The 14,854-nt window shown below is 39.3% G+C and carries 12 protein-coding genes, 1 tRNA gene and 1 pseudogene; 4 read left to right on the top strand and 10 right to left on the bottom strand.

What is annotated here, in order from left to right:
- Positions 1–101 precede the first annotated feature (101 nt).
- From C427_RS13490 to bioB, 4 genes are all read right to left on the bottom strand, one after another.
- Complete coding sequence (locus C427_RS13490; RefSeq protein WP_007641532.1) at positions 102–1,727, bottom strand: endonuclease; 1,626 nt, start codon at positions 1,725–1,727, stop codon at positions 102–104.
- A 467-nt stretch (positions 1,728–2,194) separates the two neighbouring features.
- Positions 2,195–2,920 carry a dethiobiotin synthase gene (gene bioD, locus C427_RS13495; protein WP_015430948.1) on the bottom strand — a complete coding sequence of 242 codons (726 nt, stop codon included), beginning with the start codon at positions 2,918–2,920 and terminating at the stop codon, positions 2,195–2,197.
- 164 nt (positions 2,921–3,084) lie between these two features.
- Positions 3,085–4,317: an aminotransferase class I/II-fold pyridoxal phosphate-dependent enzyme gene (locus tag C427_RS13500; RefSeq protein ID WP_007638554.1), complete on the bottom strand. Its 1,233-nt coding sequence runs from the start codon at positions 4,315–4,317 to the stop codon at positions 3,085–3,087.
- Complete coding sequence (gene bioB / locus C427_RS13505) at positions 4,317–5,441, bottom strand: biotin synthase BioB (RefSeq protein ID WP_007638556.1); 1,125 nt, start codon at positions 5,439–5,441, stop codon at positions 4,317–4,319. The genes C427_RS13500 and bioB overlap by 1 nt, the downstream gene beginning before the upstream one ends.
- A gap of 113 nt (positions 5,442–5,554) precedes the next feature.
- Between bioB and bioA the strand changes: the two genes are divergently transcribed.
- Entirely contained in the window at positions 5,555–6,826 is a 1,272-nt protein-coding gene (bioA, locus tag C427_RS13510; RefSeq protein ID WP_407636124.1) for an adenosylmethionine--8-amino-7-oxononanoate transaminase, read from the top strand.
- 27 nt (positions 6,827–6,853) lie between these two features.
- Here the strand turns inward: bioA and C427_RS13515 are convergent, their stop codons facing one another.
- The 6 genes from C427_RS13515 to hemA form a co-directional block, all read right to left on the bottom strand.
- Positions 6,854–7,672 (bottom strand): SirB1 family protein, encoded by an 819-nt coding sequence (locus C427_RS13515; RefSeq protein ID WP_007638560.1) that lies wholly within the window; start codon positions 7,670–7,672, stop codon positions 6,854–6,856.
- A 178-nt stretch (positions 7,673–7,850) separates the two neighbouring features.
- A complete protein-coding gene (locus C427_RS24140) occupies positions 7,851–8,069 on the bottom strand; it encodes a SirB2 family protein (RefSeq protein ID WP_081589019.1) in 219 nt (72 codons plus the stop codon).
- A gap of 133 nt (positions 8,070–8,202) precedes the next feature.
- Positions 8,203–9,744, bottom strand: a complete 1,542-nt coding sequence (locus C427_RS13525) for a response regulator (protein WP_015430949.1) — start codon at positions 9,742–9,744, stop codon at positions 8,203–8,205.
- A gap of 126 nt (positions 9,745–9,870) precedes the next feature.
- Positions 9,871–10,728, bottom strand: coding sequence for a peptide chain release factor N(5)-glutamine methyltransferase (prmC, locus tag C427_RS13530; RefSeq protein ID WP_007638567.1), 858 nt, complete (start codon positions 10,726–10,728; stop codon positions 9,871–9,873).
- Between the two features lie 15 nt (positions 10,729–10,743).
- Entirely contained in the window at positions 10,744–11,829 is a 1,086-nt protein-coding gene (prfA, locus tag C427_RS13535) for a peptide chain release factor 1 (protein ID WP_007638568.1), read from the bottom strand.
- A 39-nt stretch (positions 11,830–11,868) separates the two neighbouring features.
- Positions 11,869–13,122 (bottom strand): glutamyl-tRNA reductase, encoded by a 1,254-nt coding sequence (hemA, locus tag C427_RS13540; RefSeq protein WP_007638570.1) that lies wholly within the window; start codon positions 13,120–13,122, stop codon positions 11,869–11,871.
- Between the two features lie 143 nt (positions 13,123–13,265).
- Here hemA and lolB point away from each other — a divergent pair, with 143 nt between their 5' ends.
- The 3 genes and pseudogenes from lolB to C427_RS13555 all read left to right on the top strand — a co-directional run bounded on the left by lolB (position 13,266) and on the right by C427_RS13555 (position 14,837).
- Positions 13,266–13,886: a lipoprotein insertase outer membrane protein LolB gene (gene lolB, locus C427_RS13545; RefSeq protein ID WP_007638572.1), complete on the top strand. Its 621-nt coding sequence runs from the start codon at positions 13,266–13,268 to the stop codon at positions 13,884–13,886.
- A pseudogene (gene ispE / locus C427_RS13550) lies at positions 13,879–14,746 on the top strand (4-(cytidine 5'-diphospho)-2-C-methyl-D-erythritol kinase). Before lolB ends, ispE begins: the two are co-directional and overlap by 8 nt.
- Positions 14,747–14,763: 17 nt before the next feature.
- Positions 14,764–14,837: transfer RNA gene (locus C427_RS13555), tRNA-Gln, on the top strand.
- The last annotated feature ends 17 nt before the right edge of the window (positions 14,838–14,854 follow it).

Below are 14,854 nucleotides of genomic sequence, written 5' to 3' on the forward strand. Positions count from 1 at the left end.
CGATAACATGTTATATCAATTAATCCTTTAGCAGTTAAAATATAAAAACCAGCCACTGGGTGGCTGGTTTTTAGGAGTTAACTAAACTACTTTAACAATAATTAATTACCCCAAATTTCACTTACAAAAATTGGATAATCAACAAAAGGATTACGATTGCCTTGATGGGAGTACGCAGCCTCATTTCGATCTATCTCCTTTTGACTGACAGGATCTTGAGTATGCCAACTTTTTAGCATGCTCAAATACCACGTTTCAAACACTTGATCACCACTACCATTAAGCACTGCATCAGCATAAATACTATTACTATCCCAACCTACGATGTTATTTTCATAACGGGTTGCCATATAGAAATAAGCGCGTGCAAGATCACCTTTAAATTCATCAATAGGTTCAAACACCGTTCCTGTATAACCCAAGCTGCTGCTTGCGCTGCCTACTTTTGAACCATTAGCTGAGATATAACTAGCAGAACTTACTTCACCATATGGGTAGCTGCTGCGTTTAGAATTGACGTATCCGTCTGTAGCAAAAATATGATGTACGTCAGTATTCATTGGGTTAACGGCACCGCCAAACCAACTTCTTGGAAAAGAATGCTCACGATTGTAACAATCACTTTCACCCGAATAATTACCACATTGATCAATGCCAGAAGTAAAAATATAGCTATCAGACGAATTAGGCGACTCAGAATAAATATCTAAAATAGTGCCATCATTCTCGTAATAGCTATCCAATTCGTTGGCCGTGTAGAACGTCCATAGGTCGCCATAACTTTGTGTTGTATGTCCATTAATGATGTTGAACAACTCAGTTTTTAATGTGAAGCCTGTTAAGTTTTCAGCACTCTTGTAATATTCACTTAAGTTGGTAGTACCACCAGAGCCTCCTGGTCCACTTCCAATAGTGAAACTAGTTGATTCACTGGAACCAAAACTACCGCCACTTGCGACAGTATTGCCAGCAACAACCATATTATATGAGCCAGACCCATACGAACAACATATACCGTCACCATAAGAATCATCAATGGTAAAAACATAATCGCCATCATCTAAACACACATCCTCAGAGTAGGAGGTAGAGCTCGAATAGCCTGAGCCTGAGTTCAGCGTTGATGAACTACTATTGACTATCGACCAGCTAGTCTCAGAGCCATAATTATCAGTTGTTAAATTAAATGTACCTGCACTGCATTCGCCTGAACTTGAACCGCCGCCAGTACTATTATGGGGTTCAAAATCATCGACATAAACTATTTCGCTGCCATCAAACCCTGATACATCGTAAAAACGTAATCCGACAGGAATACGGGTTGTGCTGCTTGCTGTAAAGCTATACGTCAACTCCTGCCATTGTCCCGTGATAGAAGCATTCGAATATCCCTGATAACCGTTTACGTATAGACGGGCTTGTACATTGCCTTCAGTGTGGTAAACCCACACACTATAATTATAGGTTTCGCCCGATGTAACATTCACACTTTGACGAAAGTCAGTTGAACCTTGTGTACTAGTATTAACAGTGACTGCAGCTGCACTATTACCACTTTTTACAAAAGAGGTTGTTTTACTCAGGCTTATCCCTGAATCTATAGTTGACCAATCATTTGGTATTGAGCCAGACCAGTTTTCAAACCCTCCATTATCAACATTAGCGTAAGCCAGTTGACTCGCCAACAAAGTCCCTATTAACAGATTAGTTTTTATTTTTAATTTCATATTAATACCTTTATTATTTCGGAGTTGAATATTGTCCGATCAAAAATGTTCGTAAATAAAAGATCTTATGGATGTTTTGTTGCATTGATATTAAATACATCATGTTGTAAAAAATTAGCTTTCTCATGCACTGTGAATAATTTCACATTCCTGAAGGCTATATATTGGCGATCATGAAGCTGTTTTAATGATCAAGATTTAAACGATTATAAGTTTTGAAGTATTAATAATGATCAAATAATAAAATAACCAATTGCACACTAGTGGACTTAAATACTAGGTTATCACACAACAAATTAATCGACTCATTAGCTTCAACACGGGAGATCAGAAAATAAGTCATACAACAAGTACTGCCAACAGCACTTAGTTTTGCTGAAGCAAAACGGTGATTTCTATCATTACCGCTTTAAGTGGGATAAAAGTGAAGCATATTTACCCAGTAAAATTAAAATAAGACCAAAAAACTATAAATCTAAAACAGATAGATCTAAATATACACCAGCATCATTTGGTGAATTTAATCTAGGTATAGTGCCAATAAATGGCGCGTCAATCAGTGTTTTTAAACTATCAATATTTTTGTCTAAAAATGGCATGTCAGAGTCAACTTGATTGGCCACCCAACCTGCTATTTTTAAGCCGTCGCTCCTAATACATTCAGCGGTTAATACAGCATGGTTCAAACAACCTAAACGCATGCCCACGACTAAAATGACGGCTAGGTTTCGTTCAACTACAAACTCTGACAAGTATCTTGGCTGGCCGTAAAAATCAATTCCAAGGGGCAAACGCCAGCCACCAGCGCCTTCTACAATCAACACATCAGGCTTTTTTTGTAACAAGGCAATAAAACCTTCGCGCACTGTATCGATTGAAATAGGTTGGGCCGTCGTATCTTTGTTTAAATCTTGTGCGGCTAAATGTGGCGCAATAGCGGCTTCAAATGCAATGGGATTAACTTCGTCATAACTTAAACCAATATTTGCATGCTTTTGCAAGGCCAAGGCATCTTCATTGCGCAACCCTTGAGGGGTTGGCTCGCAACCGGCAGCAATCGGTTTATATGCAGCAGTCAGCAAGCCCTTTTTATTGAGTTCAATAAGCAGCGCTTCTGTAACGAATGTTTTACCAACTTCGGTATCGGTGCCGGTTACAAAAAACGCGCGGCGTTTAACTGATAAATGTCCCATGAAAATCCTATTTAACACCGAGTTGGCGCTATGAGTACCTTATAAAATCAGACCTGATGTATCAGTGAAAAATGTGTATTTTAGGATACTTCGGTTGATTAATGGTTTCAATTTATCGTAAAGCATGCTGATAAAAAGCGCTCTTTCTTTTACAATTAAATATTTTAGGGTCTTGCTCCATGAGCATCCTGTAATACGATTTTCAAACCATCAACTAACGCTTCGATATCACGGATTTCATGCCCTGCGGTTAGTGTAATACGCAACCTGTCCATATGTTTAGGTACTGTGGGGTAGCGAATTGCTGTCACCCATAAGCCTAATGCTTTTAGTTTTTCACTGGCAGCTAAGGCTTTTTCTGCATCGCCTATTAACACAGGTTGAATAGCGGTATTAGAAGGCATTAATGCTAACCCTGCGGTGTTTGCTAATAATTTAAACTGTTCAATTCGCTCGGTAAGAGTGGTTCGGCGCTCAGCAGTTTGTTTAGCCTGTAAACTGGCTAAGGTTGCATGGGCCTGGGCAGCAGGCATTGCAGTGCTGTAAATATAATGCTTAGCAAAGTTAACTAGATAGTCAATAAGGTCATGACTTCCAGCCACAAATGCACCGGCTGTCCCTATCGCTTTGCCAAAAGTAGCCATTAAAATGGGCACTTGTTGTTGTGACAAATTATGGGTCTCTATCACTCCCAAGCCGTGTTTTCCTAAAGCGCCAAAACCATGGGCATCATCAACCATTAACCAAGCTTTTGCATGCTTGGTTAATGAAACCATTTCAGATAAAGGCGCTTGGTCGCCATCCATACTAAAAACGCCTTCAGTGGCGACTAAAGTATTTTGACTTTTTTGTGTATCCGCAAAATTTAATAACAATTCAAGGTGTTCAAGATCATTGTGATTAAAGCGAGTTAACTTGGCTTTTGAAGCTTTTGCACCTTCAATAAAAGAAGCATGCATTAATTCATCAGCAATAATTACGTCTTTGTGGTTTAGATCGGCCTGATTATTTATTCGACTATGGTTATAAGCAGCTTGGCTGAAAAGAGTTTGGCAAACGGCTTGATTAGCAGCAAAGCCAGAATTAAACAGCAACACTTTATCGCGTTTAAGTTCAGATGCTAGGTATTCCTCCAAAGCCTGATGAGCTTTGGTATATCCAGTGACCAATGGTGATGCACCACTGCCGCCGCCATACTCACTAATGCCATCAACCCAAGCTTGCGCTACAACACTTGAGCGACGCATAGCTAAATAGTCATTACTTGAAAAGTTGATATAGTGCTGACCATCGATTTCAATCAGTGGCCCTGCAGCTGAGTCTAGCGTATTTCGCGAACGAAAAAGCCCTTCATTTCGGCGCTTATTGAGTGCAGAAGCGATAAAATCAAATGCCATTATAAATCAGCAGCTTCTGCTTGTTGACTCGCGGCATCGTAAAATAGATGCTGGCTAGTCTTGTCATCGATTTCTTCTAAAAGTGCGGCTTCATGTGCTGCATCTGAATAGTCACGAGTTTGAGCAGAATTTATCCCTAATTTTTTAAATAATGTCACATCTTCATGGGTTTCAGGATTAGAGGTGGTTAACAACTTACAACCGTAAAAGATAGAATTAGCGCCAGCCAAAAAACACATGGCTTGCATTTGTTCATTCATCGCCTCACGGCCAGCAGATAAACGCACATATGACTTCGGCATCATCAGCCTAGCGATAGCTATAGTACGAATAAATTCGAAATAATCTAAGTCTTCGACATTTTCCATAGGGGTGCCTTTGACTTTGACCAACATGTTAATTGGCACACTTTCTGGATGATGTTCTAGGTTAGCCAGTTGCATCAATAAACTAGAACGGTCAGATGTCGTTTCACCCATGCCCACTATGCCACCAGAACACACATTCATGCCTGAGCCTCTAACGTTTTCTAAGGTATCTAACCTATCTTGATAGGTACGAGTTGTAATAATATCACCATAAAACTCTGGCGAGGTATCTAAATTGTGATTGTAATAATCGAGCCCAGATTGTTTCAAAGATAATGCTTGGTCAGACGTTAACATACCTAACGTCATACACGTTTCTAATCCAAGTTTTTTCACTTCTTTGACCATCTCTGTCACATAAGGCATATCTCTTTCACGTGGGTTACGCCATGCTGCGCCCATACAAAATCGGGTAGAACCAGCTTGTTTGGCTTCTTGCGCACGCAGAATAACTTTATCGATTTCCATTAAACGTTCTTTTTCTAAACCGGTATCATAACGTGCACTTTGCGGGCAGTATTTGCAATCTTCTGGGCAGGCGCCGGTTTTAATCGATAACAAAGTGCTAACTTGCACTTGATTAGGATCAAAATTTTGCCTGTGTACTGTTTGAGCTTGAAACATTAAGTCACTAAAGGGCTGTTCAAAAAGGGCGTTCACCTCTTCAATTGTCCAGTCATGACGGATACTAGCTGGGTTGAGTAATGATGAAGTGTTCAAAGACGATTTGTTTATAGGTAATTTATTTATAGTCATTAGTGCAACCTAGGAATTTCATACTTTACTAAATGATTCAAGGCGCTTAGTCTATGGCTCGCGACAATATTGTCAACCCAATTAAAAACAAAGACTTTACAAGTGATTATATTTTGAACAATGAAGATTTACTTTTCGACCAACACCATATTTGGCATCCATATACATCTGCAATAAATCCCCTTCCCTGCTACGAAGTCACGAAAGCTGAAGGTGTGTATATCCATCTAGCGACTGGTGAAAAATTGGTGGATGGCGTGTCATCTTGGTGGACCGCCATTCATGGTTATAACCATCCTGAGTTAAATCATGCAGTTAAAAGTCAAGTAGATGACTTTGCTCATGTAATGTTTGGTGGATTAACGCATAAACCTGCGATCGACCTATGCCGAACTTTGGTGGATATCACGCCTCAAGGTTTAGACAGGGTATTTTTGGCTGACTCAGGTTCGGTATCAGTAGAAGTGGCGATGAAAATGGCTTTGCAATACTGGGCGTGTCAGGGCAACAGTACTAAACACCGATTTATCACGCCTCGTAATGGTTATCATGGTGATACGTTTGCTGCTATGTCGGTATGCGACCCTGTGAATGGAATGCACAGTTTATTTTCTGACACTTTAACCCACCAAATATTTGCCCCGGCACCTCAGACACGTTTTGATAAACAGTGGAATGAAGACGATATAAAACCTTTAGAGCAGCTTATTCAAACTCATCATAATGAACTCGCAGCACTCATCATCGAGCCCATAGTTCAAAATGCCGGTGGTATGCGGATTTATCATCCCGAATATTTAAAGCGCTGCAGGCAACTTTGCGACGATTACAACATACTTTTGATTTGTGATGAAATTGCCACGGGGTTTGGCCGCACAGGCAAATTATTTGCTTGTGAGTATGCAGATATAAGCCCAGATATACTATGTCTAGGGAAAGCGCTAACGGGTGGATATATGACGTTGGCGGCCACTCTTTGTTCTGAAGATGTTGCCCAAGGTGTATGCCAAGGTGAGCCCGGTGTTTTTATGCATGGTCCAACATTCATGGGTAACGCACTAGCGTGTTCAGTTGCCAATGCTAGCTTAAAGATCATTCAAAGAAATGATTGGCAGACACAAGTGTCTCATATTGAACGACAACTGCATGTTGAGTTAGCACCTTGTATGGATTTAGAAGCAGTAAAAGACGTAAGAGTGATTGGAGCCATTGGTGTAGTAGAATGTAAATCAGCCGTGAACGTGGCTGAGCTTCAAAAATCTTTTGTCAAACAAGGCGTATGGATAAGGCCTTTCGGTAAACTTGTGTATATTATGCCGCCGTACATTATTAACCCGCAACAGCTTAGCCAGTTAACTAAGGCTATCTATAACGTATTAAAATAAGCTGCAAACTTCTGGATAGATGCCAATTCAATGAAAAACGTCTGGGACTTGTTCACACAATTGCTGTAATTGGGCTTGCAGCAATTGTGTGGCAGGATCTTTAGGGCACTTGCGGATAAAATATTGATAGTCTGCAATTGCCACTTGAGTACAGTCTAGCTGATGTAATAAAAACCCTCTGTCTCTTCTTTCGTAAGGATCGTTGGGACACAAATTGACTAATAGTTCTACCGCCGTTAAAGCTTCAGAGTAACATTTCTCGTTAATGTACGACGCTTTCAAATTATGCAGTAATCTAACAATAGTTTCATCACAGCTTGCTTCATGTAGGGCTTCTTCTGGCATCTTTTCATCTTCTATTTCATGTAAAATAGAAAAATATAAAGACTCAAGATCTTGACGGCTCAATTGCTTGCCATTCAGGGGATCTAAATAAATGTCAGGATAATGATTAAAACGACATTTAAGCAAGAAGTGACCGGGGAAGTTCACTACACACACATCAAAACCTAGCTTTTTACCCATTGATTGAAACACAATAGCTAGGCTTACAGGGATACCAGTGCGATAATCCAAGACTTGGTTGAGTAAACTGTACTGGCAGGAAAAATAATCCGTTTCATCACCACTAAAAGCGAGTTCCACATAAAAAAATTGAATAAAACGTTTAAAATTTTCTGGGATGGTATCAGTTGGTCCGATATATACTTTTGCTTCCTCAATCCACAACTCAACTTTGCGTTGATAATCGTCAGGTTGGCAACTGTCAAGTTGAAACATGCTTGCTAACTGCAAACTGGCCATCAGATAATCTCGCTTAGCGATAGCCTGTTTTAACTCTTTCACTTGTTTTACCCCACTAAATAAACGCTCCTCTTTTTATCGGTTTATATGGAGTAACCTTTACTGTAAATAACAGTAAAATTATAAATAAATACAAGTCTCTGTTAATTCATAAATTATAAAATCTAAAATAACATAGCTTGTCTACTAACTGCGACCATGTCTGCGTAAGTAATCCAACTCAACGTACTAAACCAATGCACCGCATAAAACTGTTACGCCCAAGCTTTAGCGCTAATGTAACCATAAATACATACATCACTAAGGCTGACAGCTTTTCAGTGACCCATGCATTTACGAACAGATATTGCTTATGCCTAACACACAATATAGCGTCACTGACCAGTAATAATGTGTCAACAACATGGGGAATAATTTTAAGCCACTTTTGTTTCAACATGTGATTCCGTAATGTTAAGAACAAGACGTAATAAAAACAACCGCACACTTAATACAATGGCATCAAGATAAAGGTGTTTAACCACTTCATACATGCTTAATAAGCCTTTATTTTAAGGGATAACAAATTAAAGTTAACTGGGAAAGCGAAGCATAATATTTTCTATTTCGCCGAGGTTTTCTTGCAAAAACTCAACCATATTAGGATCAAACTGTTGACCTTTTTCGGCAACAATCACCTTCATCACTTTTTCAATAGGCCATGCTTCTTTGTAACTACGTTCAGACCGCATTGCATCAAAGGCATCTGCAATGCTGGTGATCCTGCAAAATATATGAATACCTTCGCCAGACTTGCCCCTTGGATAACCTTTACCGTTCCAATATTCATGATGATCACGGGCAATAAGTGCTGCTGTTTTGATAAGAGGCCGGCTAGAATCTTTCAATAAGTTGTAACCAATCTCTGCATGATTACGTACTGCTAATGTTTCTTCTGCATCAAGGCTTCCTGGCTTCAGCATAATATTATCTGAAACTCTAATCTTACCAATATCATGCAATGGAACAGCTAAGCTTAATATTTTCAAATCTTGCTCAGACAAACCAGATGAACGGCCTAAAACATCACAAATTTTTATCATTCGCTGGGTATGATTTTTACTACCAAAACTGGTTTCAATAGCATCAGCTAAACGTTCGATAATTTCTCGTTGTGTATCTTCAATATCTTTATTTAACAATACGTTGTCAAATGCAATTTGCACATTCTGAGAAAATATTTCAACTAACCTCTTGTCAGTTTCGGTGAGTTTTCTGGGTAAGCCAGACATATAAAGCAACGAACCTTTCTTAGTTTTGCTATCACAATAAACCACTAAGTATTCATCTTCGCAGATCATGGTTTTATTAGCATAAGCTTGCTGACAAGAAATTAACTGGCGCCCACTGATTACTTCCTCAAGTCGGTTGCCTGCTTTATTTTTGTACTCGCCTCTTCCTGTAAACACATAAAGTTCGGAGGAGTTGTATTGTTCTATGGGTTTGGGACCTACAACGGCCGAGGTTAAATAAGCCGTATCTTTGGTACCTCCTATTAAGGAAGCAAGTTGCTGAACTATACCTTCAATAAAACTTTCTAAAGAATGAATACTAAAAAGATCAGCGGAAGCAGAGATGATTTTTTCTAAGCCATGTCTATTTTCTTCAATAACAATAATATCGCGATAAGAACGAAGAGCGGCTATGACCACTGTGAATAGCTTTTGTGCGGTCAACTCAGTTTTTGATTTGTAATCATTAATATCGTAATTAATGATTACATCACGTTCTGGTGCTTGGCCTGGCTGGCCTGTGCGTAAAATAATACGAGTAAAATGATTATCCATCTCGTTTCTGATAAATTCAGCCACTTTTAGGCCTGCATCGTCTGTTTCCATGACCACATCCAGCAACACGACGGCTATGTCGTCATGCTCACGAAACATTTGTTTCGCTTGCTCGCCATCGAATGCACTCAGAAATTCAAGATCTTTTTCTTGAAATACAAAGTCACCCAGCGCTAACTTAGTAACCGCATGCACTTCAGGCTCATCATCAACAATTAATACCTTCCACTTGCCTTGCAACTCAATTTCTTCATCATTATCTTCGGCGAATAAAATTTCGTCAGACATAACATTCCCTTTAAACCAGCAAAAAACCAAGGCTAAGATTAACCAGCTAAAAAAGCCCTATATTTATAACTTATTTATGATAACGACAACTCAACAAAATAATCTAGTATAAAGCAATGATCTAGATTAATTGCTTCCTAAGGTAACACGAGGCAAGCCATTCAGATCAGTTTCGCTTCTAATTTTATTAAAACCATGAGCTTTCAAAACATCGGACACTTGCTCACTTTGCTGATAACCATGTTCAATCACTAACCAGCCGTTATCTGCTAAATAATACTTACTTTGAGAAATTATTAAGCGTATATCATCCAGTCCATCCATACCCGATATCAAAGCACTACTAGGCTCAAAACGCACATCACCTTGATTTAGGTACCGGTTGTTGTTTTCAATATAAGGCGGGTTTGTCACTATTAAATCGAACTGTTGCTGTGTAACGGCAGAAAACCAGTCACTTTGTATGAATTTCACCCGTTCGAGTTTATGCATGCTGGCGTTATCTTGGGCCAACGCAACCGCTTCAGTATTTTTATCTAAACCGGTTACCATCCATTGAGGATTTTCAGTGGCTAGCGCCAAAGCAATTGCGCCAGTACCCGTACCTAAATCTAGCACTTTTGAATGTTCAGCTAAGTTGAGCTGTAAGGCTATTTCAACTAGGAGTTCTGTTTCAGGTCTGGGTATTAAGGTAGCTGGAGACACTTTGAGTCGCAATGACCAAAAATCTCGGTAGCCAATAATATGTGCTACTGGATGACCTAATGATCTTTGCATAACAAACTCTTGAAATATTTTCATTTGCATTTTATCTAGCAGTTTTTCAGGCCAAGTATGCAAATAAATTACTTCACAATGTAAACAAGTTGCTAACAACACCTTGCTATCAATTGCAGCTGAATCATATAGGCCGTCATCACTGACACTATGAAAACTAAATTGCTCTCTGGCCCAAGATAATGCTTGGGCAATTGTGAATGACAAATTATCCAATATAATCTATTCGTCAGAAAGTGAAGATAACAAATCAGCTTGATGTTCTTGTCTAATAGGCTCCAACACATTGTTTAGTTCCCCAGCAATCACATCGTCTAAGCAATATAAAGTTAAGTTAATGCGATGATCGGTGACTCGTCCTTGGGGGAAGTTATAAGTACGAATACGCTCTGAACGATCGCCACTAGCCACAAGGTTGCGTCGCGTAGAGGTTTCTTCGGCTTGGCGTTTATCTTCTTCTAACTGGTTCAATCGAGACTGTAATATAGCCATCGCTTTAGCACGGTTTTTATGTTGTGAACGTTCGTCTTGGCACTCCACAACTATACCCGACGGGTTGTGGGTAATACGGATGGCAGAGTCAGTTTTATTGACGTGCTGACCACCGGCACCAGAGGCTCTAAATGTATCAATTTTCAAATCAGCTTTATTGATTTCAATCGCTTCAGACTCAGGTATTTCAGGCATCACTACCACGGTACAAGCTGAAGTATGAATACGCCCTTGAGACTCAGTGTCAGGTACACGTTGCACGCGATGCCCGCCGGACTCAAACTTCATAAGACCATAAGAGCCATCACCTAATATATTTGCAATCACAACTTTGTAACCACCATGATCACCTTCGTTAGCCGTAACTAGTTCAACTTTCCAACCTTGTTTTTCGGCATACCGGCTGTACATACGGAATAAGTCACCCGCAAAAATAGCGGCTTCATCACCCCCTGCTCCAGCACGTATTTCTACAAAACAATTACTCTCATCGTTAGGATCTTTAGGTAATAGTAGTACTTGTAGTTCTTGGGTAAATTCTTCAATACTTTGCTTGGCTGATTTATATTCTTCTTGTGCCATCTCACGCATTTCGGCATCGTCTTCTTGCATCATTTCTTGCGCAGATTCAAAGTCTTTTTGGGCTCCCTGAAAATCACGAAAACACTTCACTACTCCTTCTAACTGTGAGTATTCTTTGGTCAGGCCTCTGTATCTGTCTTGATCCGCAATGACTTCAGCTTCGCTCAATAAAGCTTGCACCTCTTCGTAGCGCTCATCTAATACTTCTAATTTTCGTTGAACAGATTCTTTCATTATATTCCTGTACGCGGGCTAGATTTGCCGCTAATTATCTTATTTTTTTAAGGCTAATGCATCTTTTAGTAATGCTAGCTGTTCTGAGTTTTGTTCAATAGCTGCATTTTTTAACGCTTTGGTGGGAGCATGAATAAGGCTATTAGTTAATTTATTGGCTAATTCAATCACTACTTGCTCAGCTTCTTTACCGTCTGCTAATTGGTTTAGCGCTTTACTCACTAAAATATCGCGCTGCAGTTCACTTTGGTCACGAAATCCTTTTAATACGTCAATCGATGTTTGGCTTTGTTGCCAACGCATAAATTGTTGTACTTGTTTTGCCACCATTTCATCAGCAAGTGCTGCAGCATCTTGACGATTGGCTAAGTTTTTCTCTACTATTTGCTGTAAATCATCCACTGTATACAGATAGGCATCATCTAATTCACCCACTTCTGGTTCAACATCACGGGGTACAGCTAAATCTACTAAAAATATAGGTTTATGCTTACGCTCTTTTAAGGCACTTTGCACTAAACCTTTTCCTAAAATCGGTAATTGACTGGCGGTTGAACTAATGACGATATCAGCATCTTTTAAATGCTGAGGGATCTGAGCCAAAGTTAATACAGAAGCATTCAGAGGCTCTGCAATCTTTTGAGCACGAGCTAATGTGCGGTTTGCAACGGTTAGCGATTTAACATTTTGTTCGTAAAGGTGTTTTGCTACCAGTTCGATGGTTTCGCCAGCGCCAATTAATAACACTCTGCTTTTTTCAAGTGATGAAAAAATATGCTTAGCCAATTGCACCGACGCATAAGCAACAGACACTGCATTAGCACCAATATCTGTTTCACTGCGCACTCTTTTTGCTACTGAAAAAGTATGTTGAAACAAGCGTTCAAAATTCCCCTTGATCACTCCGGAATTTTTGGCATCATTAAAGGCTTGTTTCACTTGCCCTAAAATTTGAGGCTCGCCTAACATCATGGAGTCCAATCCACATGCCACACGCATAATGTGACTGACTGCATGCTGCTCGGTGTAAAGATAACTGTTATCTTGTAAATCTTTTGGCTGCACACCATGAAAATTAGCTAGCCAAATGGCAATATTATGTGTCTGTTTTTCATCAACTTGCGCATAAACTTCAGTACGGTTACAGGTTGACAAAATCACAGATTCGGTTGCGCCTGTTTCTTTACGCAAAGAAGCCAGCGCCTGCACTATTGCATCGGGTGAAAAAGCTATTTTTTCACGTAATTCAATTGGGGCGGTTTTATGATTAATACCAAAAGCAATTAGGGTCATGGAGTGATTAGATATACTACAATAAAGGTTAGACCGATTAAGTTGCGCATTGTACGCAAAAGGTAAAACTATTGAAAGCAATGTCACTTGTATGTTCCTATTGCCTCAATCGATTTTTTTATTTGAAGAGTGTTATTCAAACTGTGTTAGCTATCCGCCCTTGTATAAAACAAACTTTATCTGCCCTTTTGCTTACCTTTTTTTTGATTGGATGTGCAACGTCTCCTCATCCCACAGTAAACTTAAATTCAACTACTCACCAAATATCCTTAAACCAAGAAGATCGCTGGTTAATAAAAGGGAGGATCGGTTTTAAGAGTCCAGAAAAAAAACAAAGTGCTAATTTTAGGTGGCAACAAGCACAACAACGATATCAACTCAACATGACCTCTATTATTGGCACATCAATTTTAAAGATGCAGGGTGATGAACAAAGTGTCACTTTGGTGACTGATGATGAAACTTATCAAGATTCTGACCCTAGTCATTTAGTTTGGCGTGTCACTGGTTGGCAAATACCAGTAGAAAAATTACGTTTTTGGATAAAAGGGCAACATCAGAAGTACGACAAGGTGATAACCAGTGAACAAGGTTGGATCAGCCAATTGCAACCTGGGTGCAATAATTGCCAAAACTGGATAATTAACTATGACAATTATAAATTGGTAGATGAAATTTGGTTGCCACATAAAGTAGTGCTAAATGATAGTCTCAACAACAGTCAATTATTAATCCGCATAAATCAATGGGATTTACATGAGTAATCCTCTTTTAAACTGGTGGCCAAGCCCAGCCAAACTAAACTTATTTTTGCATATTAATGGTCGATACGAGAATGGTTATCATCAATTACAAAGTTTATTTCAAATACTTGATTATGGTGATGAACTCGCTTTCGATGTTAATACTTCTAATAACATCACCTTGGCGGATCCAATTGCCGGAGTAGCTGACAAAGATAATTTGATTATAAAAGCTGCACATTTATTAAAAAAGTACCTTGTCGGATATTAAATCTAAAAGTTTGGGGTGCAATATCTATCTTAGAAAACGATTACCAATGGGCGGAGGCATTGGAGGTGGTTCATCTAATGCAGCAACCACTCTCTTGGTTTTGAATAAGCTTTGGAATTGCCATTTATCGGAAGCTGAGTTAATTGCTCTGGGGTTAACTCTAGGTGCAGATGTACCCATTTTTATTTATGGAAAAACTGCCTTTGCCGAAGGTGTGGGTGAAAAGCTAGAACAAGTAAGCCTATCAACCAAAACATATTTAGTATTATTTCCTGATAGCCATGTATCTACAGCTGAAATTTTTTCCTTACCCAACCTGCCTAGAAATACTGCAAAAATTAACTTTAATGATTATAGTTTTGATAATACCCACAATGATTGCCAAGAATTAGTTTGTGAACGCGATCCGAATGTTGCAAAAGCATTACACTGGTTGTTAGAATACGCGCCGTCGAGAATGACCGGCACAGGTTCATGTGTATTTGCAATGTTCGAACATCGCCAGGACGCTTTAAATGTTCAAGCTTTATTACCAAAAGACAGTATAAGTTTTGTTGCAAATGGTGTGAGTACATCTCCTTTACATAGACAGTTCCAAGCACAAGTATAGTAGTTTAATAGTTTAACTGGGGTATAGCCAAGTGGTAAGGCAACGGGTTTTGATCCCGTCATCGCTGGTTCGAGTCCAGCTACCCCATCCATTTTATAATAATAGACG

It is taken from the genome of Paraglaciecola psychrophila 170 (genome assembly GCF_000347635.1).
GTDB classification, from domain to species: domain Bacteria; phylum Pseudomonadota; class Gammaproteobacteria; order Enterobacterales; family Alteromonadaceae; genus Paraglaciecola; species Paraglaciecola psychrophila.

Excerpts from the sequence above, each read along its gene's own strand:
- C427_RS13490 (WP_007641532.1), bottom strand. The coding sequence starts at position 1,727 with ATGAAATTAAAAATAAAAACTAATCTGTTAATAGGGACTTTGTTGGCG.
- bioD (WP_015430948.1), bottom strand. The coding sequence starts at position 2,920 with ATGGGACATTTATCAGTTAAACGCCGCGCGTTTTTTGTAACCGGCACC.
- C427_RS13500 (WP_007638554.1), bottom strand. The coding sequence starts at position 4,317 with ATGGCATTTGATTTTATCGCTTCTGCACTCAATAAGCGCCGAAATGAA.
- bioB (WP_007638556.1), bottom strand. The coding sequence starts at position 5,441 with ATGACTATAAATAAATTACCTATAAACAAATCGTCTTTGAACACTTCA.
- C427_RS24140 (WP_081589019.1), bottom strand. The coding sequence starts at position 8,069 with ATGTTGAAACAAAAGTGGCTTAAAATTATTCCCCATGTTGTTGACACA.
- C427_RS13525 (WP_015430949.1), bottom strand. The coding sequence starts at position 9,744 with ATGTCTGACGAAATTTTATTCGCCGAAGATAATGATGAAGAAATTGAG.
- prfA (WP_007638568.1), bottom strand. The coding sequence starts at position 11,829 with ATGAAAGAATCTGTTCAACGAAAATTAGAAGTATTAGATGAGCGCTAC.
- hemA (WP_007638570.1), bottom strand. The coding sequence starts at position 13,122 with ATGACCCTAATTGCTTTTGGTATTAATCATAAAACCGCCCCAATTGAA.